This window comes from Haladaptatus sp. (genome assembly GCF_049589095.1).
Classification (GTDB): Archaea; Halobacteriota; Halobacteria; order Halobacteriales; family Haladaptataceae; genus Haladaptatus.
The window spans coordinates 1-5,680 of sequence record NZ_JBAWAC010000655.1; the positions used below are offsets into that span (position 1 = coordinate 1).

Consider the following 5,680-nt stretch of genomic DNA (forward strand, 5'->3'; position numbering starts at 1 on the left):
AGCAGTTGTGCCTGTTGTGGGTCCTGCTTGCGTAGGAGTTTGTCGATCGCGCGCGCGTGCTCGTCGATGTCGAGAATGGACTCTCGCGCGTCGTTCGCCAACTCCGTCGCCTCCTCGCTGTCGTCCGTGAGCAGGGCGTCCATCGCCTCGTCGATGACGGCCGTCGAATCCTCGTGGAGCGCCTCGTAGCTCTCGATGACTTCATCGTCTATCTCGGGAAGCTGAAGCGTGAGCTGGCCGATTTTGGCGGCGTGGTCGGCGATGCGTTCGAGTTGCCGGGCGCTCGAATGGTAGTCGAAACACACCTCGCGGGACATGCCGAGTTCCTCCGTCGCCTTCGCCGTGCGAAGCGTCGCCCGGAAGATACGCGAGACGACGAACCAGAGGCGGTCAACGTCCTCGTCGCGCTCGATCACGTCGCGGGCGATGTCGTTGTCGTTCTCCGCAAGCGCGGTGACGGCGTCTTCGAGCATCGAGAGGGCGATGAGCCGCATGCGCGTGACCGCGTTGTGGATCGACAGTTCGGAGGAGTCCAGCAAGTCCTGAATTACGACCTTGTTCCCCGTTTCTTCGAGGACTTCCAACCCGACGAGGCTCTGGGTTGCAGCGCTGATCGTACGGCGCTGCTCGGTGGTGATCCGAGTCGCCTCCAGCGTGATGATGTCGAACCCGCTCACGTACATCGTGAACACTGCTCGCCGGAGTTCCTCGTCCTGAAGGTTCGTGATGTCGATCGAGCCTTCCAGCTGCCCGCGTTCGTTCTTCGGCGTGAGCAACAGCGAATCCGATTCGGGGTAGAACTCGACGACGCTCCCTGCCTCGACGTCGTTCTCCGTCGCCCACGACTTCGGAAGCGAAACGGTGTACGTCGAACCGCCGGTAACCTGCACCTTGCGCGTCTCCATACACGGGGAGTGGTTTGGCCGAGACCATAAATCCAACTATATCTATATACTATCTTGAAAATGCGAGTATATCGTCCGAGTCTATGGTTATCGCTCCGACCCTCGTCCGGCGGATGATGATTCCACCGTGTTTAACGAACAAAATTAGAAAATACATACGTAGTACAAATAACGTCTCTCTGCCAAAGCGACGATATTCTACGGCATACGGCAAATGCTGTAGGATTATGATATCGTTCGATGTTCGTAGAACAGTACCAAACAGAGAGCTATATAGAAATAATAGCAACGTATTATTACGTTCTGTCCTTGGATTTGAGTGTATGTCAGGCAAGTCGTCAGGCGGTGTTTCGCGGCGGAAGTTCCTCGCGGCAACGGGAACGACGGGCGCACTCGCGCTTGCGGGATGTAGTAGCCTCGGTGGATCGGGTGGCTCATCCTCCCTCGACGCTGCGGGTTCGTCGTTCGTCGCCCCACTGATGAACAAGTGGGCGGACGAGTACAACAAGAAAAACGACGTCGAGGTCAACTACCGTTCCATCGGATCCGGTGCCGGTGTGAGCAACCTGATGGACAAGACGGTCGTGTTCGCGGGTTCGGACGCGCCGCTCAGCAAGGACCAGTATAAGAAGGTCCAGAAGGAAGGCGGCTGTGTCCACGTACCCGAAAGTCTCGGCGCGATTGCACCCGTGTTCAGCGTCGAGGGCGTGGACAGCCTCAAGATCACCGGTGAAGTCCTCGCCGACATCTTCCTCGGCAACATCACAAAGTGGAACGACTCGAAGCTGAAGAAGCTCAACCCCGACGCCAACCTCCCGAGCGCGAACATCACGGTCGCACACCGTTCGGACGCGTCCGGGACGACGTACGGCTTTACCGGCTATCTCAGTCAGGTTAGCAGCAAGTGGAAGAGCCAAATCGGACAGACCGAAACCCCTAGCTGGCCAGCCGGTGTCGGTGGCAAAGGGAACGAGGGCGTCTCGGCGGCGATGAAGAAGCAGAAGAACGCCATCGGGTACGTCGAACTCACCTACGCCAAGCAGAACGACCTCGACGTCTTCAAGATGAAGAACAAGGCCGGAAAGTTCGTCGAAGCGTCCCCGGAAGGCGTCTCGGCGGCGGCGTCCGGCGCGGCGAACGACCTCCCGAAAGGAACGGACGACTGGTCGGACGTTTCCATCAGTAACGCCCCCGGCGAGAAATCGTGGCCCATCTCGACGTTCACGTACGTCATCATGTACAAGGACTTCGGCAAGGCCTACGAGGACTCCTCGAAGGAGGAGATGAAGAAGACGCTCAAGTTCGTCAAGTGGGCAGTCAACGGCGGCCAGCAGTACGCGCCGAAACTCCACTACCCGAAGCTGCCCAGTCCTGCTGCCAAGCTGGATAATGCGACGCTTAAAAACATGACCTTTAATGGCGACACGGTGCTTTAAGCCGAATTGAGTATTATGTCCGGAACGAACGACGCCGAAACGACGCGGACGGCATTAACCACGGCCGACGAGGGCGTGGCGATGGATTCCGCGTTCCGAACGCTTACGCTTTTGGCCGGTTTGGTCATCGTCGGGATTATCGTCGTCATCCTCGGTTCTCTGTTGCTTCGAGCGATGCCGTCGATAGAACAGTTCGGTGTGGGCTTTCTCACCTCCGCCAGTTGGAACTCGACCAAAGAGCAGTTCGGAGCGCTTCCGTTCATCAGCGGAACGGTGCTCACCAGTTTCATGGCGCTCATTCTCGGCGCGCCAGTGAGTATCGGTATCGCCGTCCTGCTCACCCAGTACACGAAAGGAATCGTCCGGGAGACGTTCGTCTTCCTCGTCGAACTGGTCGCCGCAATCCCGAGCGTAATCTACGGCCTCTGGGGATTGTTGTTCTTCGCGCCCATCGTCGATAAGTACGTCATCCCCGCCATCAACGCGACGCCGCTGGGCGTGCTTCCCATCTTCGGGCAGCAGTCCTACAGCTACAACATGCTGCTCGCGTCGCTCGTCCTGGCACTCATGATAACGCCCATCATCGCATCGTTCAGTCGGGAGTCGCTCATCCGCGTCCCGACGGACCAGCGCGATGCAGGCATCGCACTCGGGTTGACGCGCTGGGAGGTCATCACCGGCGTCGTTCTTCCGTACGCGCGCACGGGAATCATCTCCGCTATCATCCTCGGTCTCGGCCGTGCAATCGGTGAAACCATGGCCGTGACCATGCTCATCGGGAATAAGTATCAGGTGACCGCGGACTTCTTCAGTCCCGGCGCGACGATGAGTTCGCTCCTCGCGAACGAGTTCAACCAGAGTCCGAGCGTACTCCACAACTCGGCGCTGTTCGAAGTCGGCCTGGTGTTGTTCCTCGTCGCGTTCGTCGTAAACAGCTTCGCCCGGCTTGCAATCACCCGTCTCTCACACGAGGGGTCGAGTTAGATGTCCTTCGAAACCACCGGTAAACGACATCGGTACCGGAAGATGAAGGCCCGCGTGATGGTCGGTCTCTGCGTCATCGCGCTCCTGTTGGCCATCGTCCCGCTCGGAGCCGTCCTCTTCATGATCGCCACGAAGGGGCTCTCGATGCTCTCGCTGGAGTTCATCACGACGCTCCCGCAATCCCCGATGGCGGGTGACGGCGGCGGCGGTGTTCAGAACGCGATCATCGGGACCTTCTGGGTCGTCTTGGTCTCCTGTCTGTTCAGCATCCCCATCGGTATCCTCTCGGGAATCTATCTCAACGAATACGGTGACAATCGCATCGGACAGACCGTCCGATTCACCACCGAAGTCCTGTCCGGACTTCCGTCCATCATCGCCGGTGTCGTCGTTTACGGCATCGTCGTCGTCGCCATGGGCGGCGTTACCGCGTTCGCCGGCGGGATCGCACTGAGCCTCCTCGCCATCCCGTGGATAACGGTCGCAACCGAGGACGCACTCGGATTGGTTCCGCAGGCACACCGTGACGCCAGCCTCGCACTCGGCGTGAACCGGACCCACACCACCCTCTGGATCGTGCTGCCGTCCGCGTTGGGCGGCGTCATCACCGGAACGATGCTCGCAGTGGCTCGTGTGGCTGGTGAGACGGCACCGCTGATCTGGACGGCCGGGTTCTCGAAGTTCGAGTTCCACGGCGTGTTCGACCAGACCGCGACGTTGTCGATTCTCATCTACAACTACGCCACCTCGCCGTACGATGCGTGGCACAACGTCGCATGGGGAGCCGCCGTTCTCCTCGTCGGCCTCATCCTCGTGACGAACATCCTCGCACGAGCAATCTGGGCGGTCAAACGGCGTTCAATGGAGGGTAGTCGATAATGTCACAACAGAACCAAGACAGCACGGTATCGGAAGACCAAAACGGGCCTGATCCAAAGAGCGATCAAGACGTATCAATGCGGTCCGTAACCACCGAACGCACCGGCGAGGAAGAGAACCGAGACCTCTCCGAAACGGAGACGAAAATCTCCGTCGAGGACTTGGACGTCTACTACGACGACGATCAAGCGCTCCAGAGCGTGTCGATGGACATCCCGGCCAACAGCGTGACGGCGCTCATCGGTCCGTCCGGCTGTGGGAAATCCACCTTCCTCCGGTGTCTCAACCGGATGAACGACGAGATCGACGCCGCGAGCGTCGAGGGATCGATAGAACTCGACGACGAGGAGATAAACGAGGCCGAGATCGACCTCGTGGAACTCCGCCGCCGCGTCGGGATGGTGTTCCAGCAACCCAACCCGTTCCCGAAATCCATCCGCGAGAACATCACCTACGCGCCGAACAAACACGGCGAGATCAAGACCGGTCTGCTCGACCGCCTGCTCGGCCGTGCGAACACCGAGGAAGCCGAAAAGCTGGTCGAGGACAGCCTCCGCGGTGCCGCGATTTGGGACGAGGTGAACGACCGTCTCGACGAGAGCGCGATGGGTCTCTCCGGCGGTCAACAACAGCGACTCTGTATCGCACGCGCCATCGCCGTCAGTCCGGACGTGATCCTGATGGACGAACCGGCGAGCGCGCTCGACCCCGTCGCCACCTCGAAAATCGAGGACCTCATCACGGACCTCGCGGAGGACTACTCGGTCGTCATCGTCACGCACAACATGCAACAGGCGGCCCGCATCTCCGACCAGACCGCCGTGTTCCTCACCGGCGGCGAACTCGTCGAGTACGACAACACTGACAAAATCTTCGAGAACCCGGAAAGTCAGCGCGTCGAAGATTACATTACGGGTAAGTTCGGATAATAACCTATGCCACGAAACGACTATCAGGCGCAACTCACGGACCTCCGTGAGAACGTCCTCTACATGAGCGAGGTCGTGATGGAACGGCTCCGTCTCGGTCTCAACGCACTGGAACAGAAAGACCCGGAACTCGCCCAGGAGGTCATCGAGGGCGACGACGAGGTGAACGAGCTGTATCTCTCGCTCGAACAGGACTGTATCGACCTGTTCGCGCTCCAACAGCCCGTCGCGAGCGACCTGCGAATGATCGCCGCGTCGTTCAAGATCATCACCGACCTCGAACGCATCGCCGACCTCGCGGTCAACCTCGGCGAGTACACGCTCGAAGCCGACCACGACGTGTTCCCCGAAGTCAACATTCAGGAACTGGGCACCATCACCCTCGACATGCTGGAAGTGACGATGGACGCCTACGCCGAGAACGACTCGCAAGACTGCTACGCCGTCGCCGAGCGCGACGAGGAACTCGACAACCTCTGTGAACGCGCGAGCGCCCTCGTCGTCCGTGACCTCATCGAAACCGAACTCGAAGAGAACACGGAACAGG

6 protein-coding genes are annotated in these 5,680 nt (G+C 59.6%); 5 read left to right on the forward strand and 1 reads right to left on the reverse strand.

Going from position 1 to position 5,680, the window contains the following annotated elements:
• The coding region (locus tag WBV42_RS20635; RefSeq protein WP_423987701.1) for a PhoU domain-containing protein at positions 1-905 on the reverse strand (905 nt) is incomplete at its 3' end.
• Positions 906-1,228: 323 nt separating this feature from the next.
• Between WBV42_RS20635 and pstS the strand changes: the two genes are divergently transcribed.
• From pstS to phoU, 5 genes are all read left to right on the forward strand, one after another.
• Positions 1,229-2,341 carry a phosphate ABC transporter substrate-binding protein PstS gene (gene pstS, locus WBV42_RS20640; protein WP_423987702.1) on the forward strand — a complete coding sequence of 371 codons (1,113 nt, stop codon included), beginning with the start codon at positions 1,229-1,231 and terminating at the stop codon, positions 2,339-2,341.
• A 15-nt stretch (positions 2,342-2,356) separates the two neighbouring features.
• Positions 2,357-3,325: a phosphate ABC transporter permease subunit PstC gene (pstC, locus tag WBV42_RS20645; protein WP_423987703.1), complete on the forward strand. Its 969-nt coding sequence runs from the start codon at positions 2,357-2,359 to the stop codon at positions 3,323-3,325.
• The gene (gene pstA / locus WBV42_RS20650; RefSeq protein ID WP_082837726.1) at positions 3,326-4,204 is read left to right on the forward strand and encodes a phosphate ABC transporter permease PstA; all 879 of its coding nucleotides are present in this window, start codon (positions 3,326-3,328) and stop codon (positions 4,202-4,204) included. It begins immediately after the preceding gene.
• A gap of 77 nt (positions 4,205-4,281) precedes the next feature.
• Positions 4,282-5,133, forward strand: a complete 852-nt coding sequence (gene pstB / locus WBV42_RS20655) for a phosphate ABC transporter ATP-binding protein PstB (RefSeq protein ID WP_423987704.1) — start codon at positions 4,282-4,284, stop codon at positions 5,131-5,133.
• Between the two features lie 6 nt (positions 5,134-5,139).
• Positions 5,140-5,680, forward strand: a 541-nt coding sequence (gene phoU / locus WBV42_RS20660; RefSeq protein ID WP_423987705.1) for a phosphate signaling complex protein PhoU, incomplete at its 3' end; no start/stop codon positions are given.

Coding starts and splice junctions, on each gene's coding strand:
- pstC (WP_423987703.1), top strand. CDS start 2,357: ATGTCCGGAACGAACGACGCCGAAACGACGCGGACGGCATTAACCACG.
- pstB (WP_423987704.1), top strand. CDS start 4,282: ATGCGGTCCGTAACCACCGAACGCACCGGCGAGGAAGAGAACCGAGAC.
- pstS (WP_423987702.1), top strand. CDS start 1,229: ATGTCAGGCAAGTCGTCAGGCGGTGTTTCGCGGCGGAAGTTCCTCGCG.
- pstA (WP_082837726.1), top strand. CDS start 3,326: ATGTCCTTCGAAACCACCGGTAAACGACATCGGTACCGGAAGATGAAG.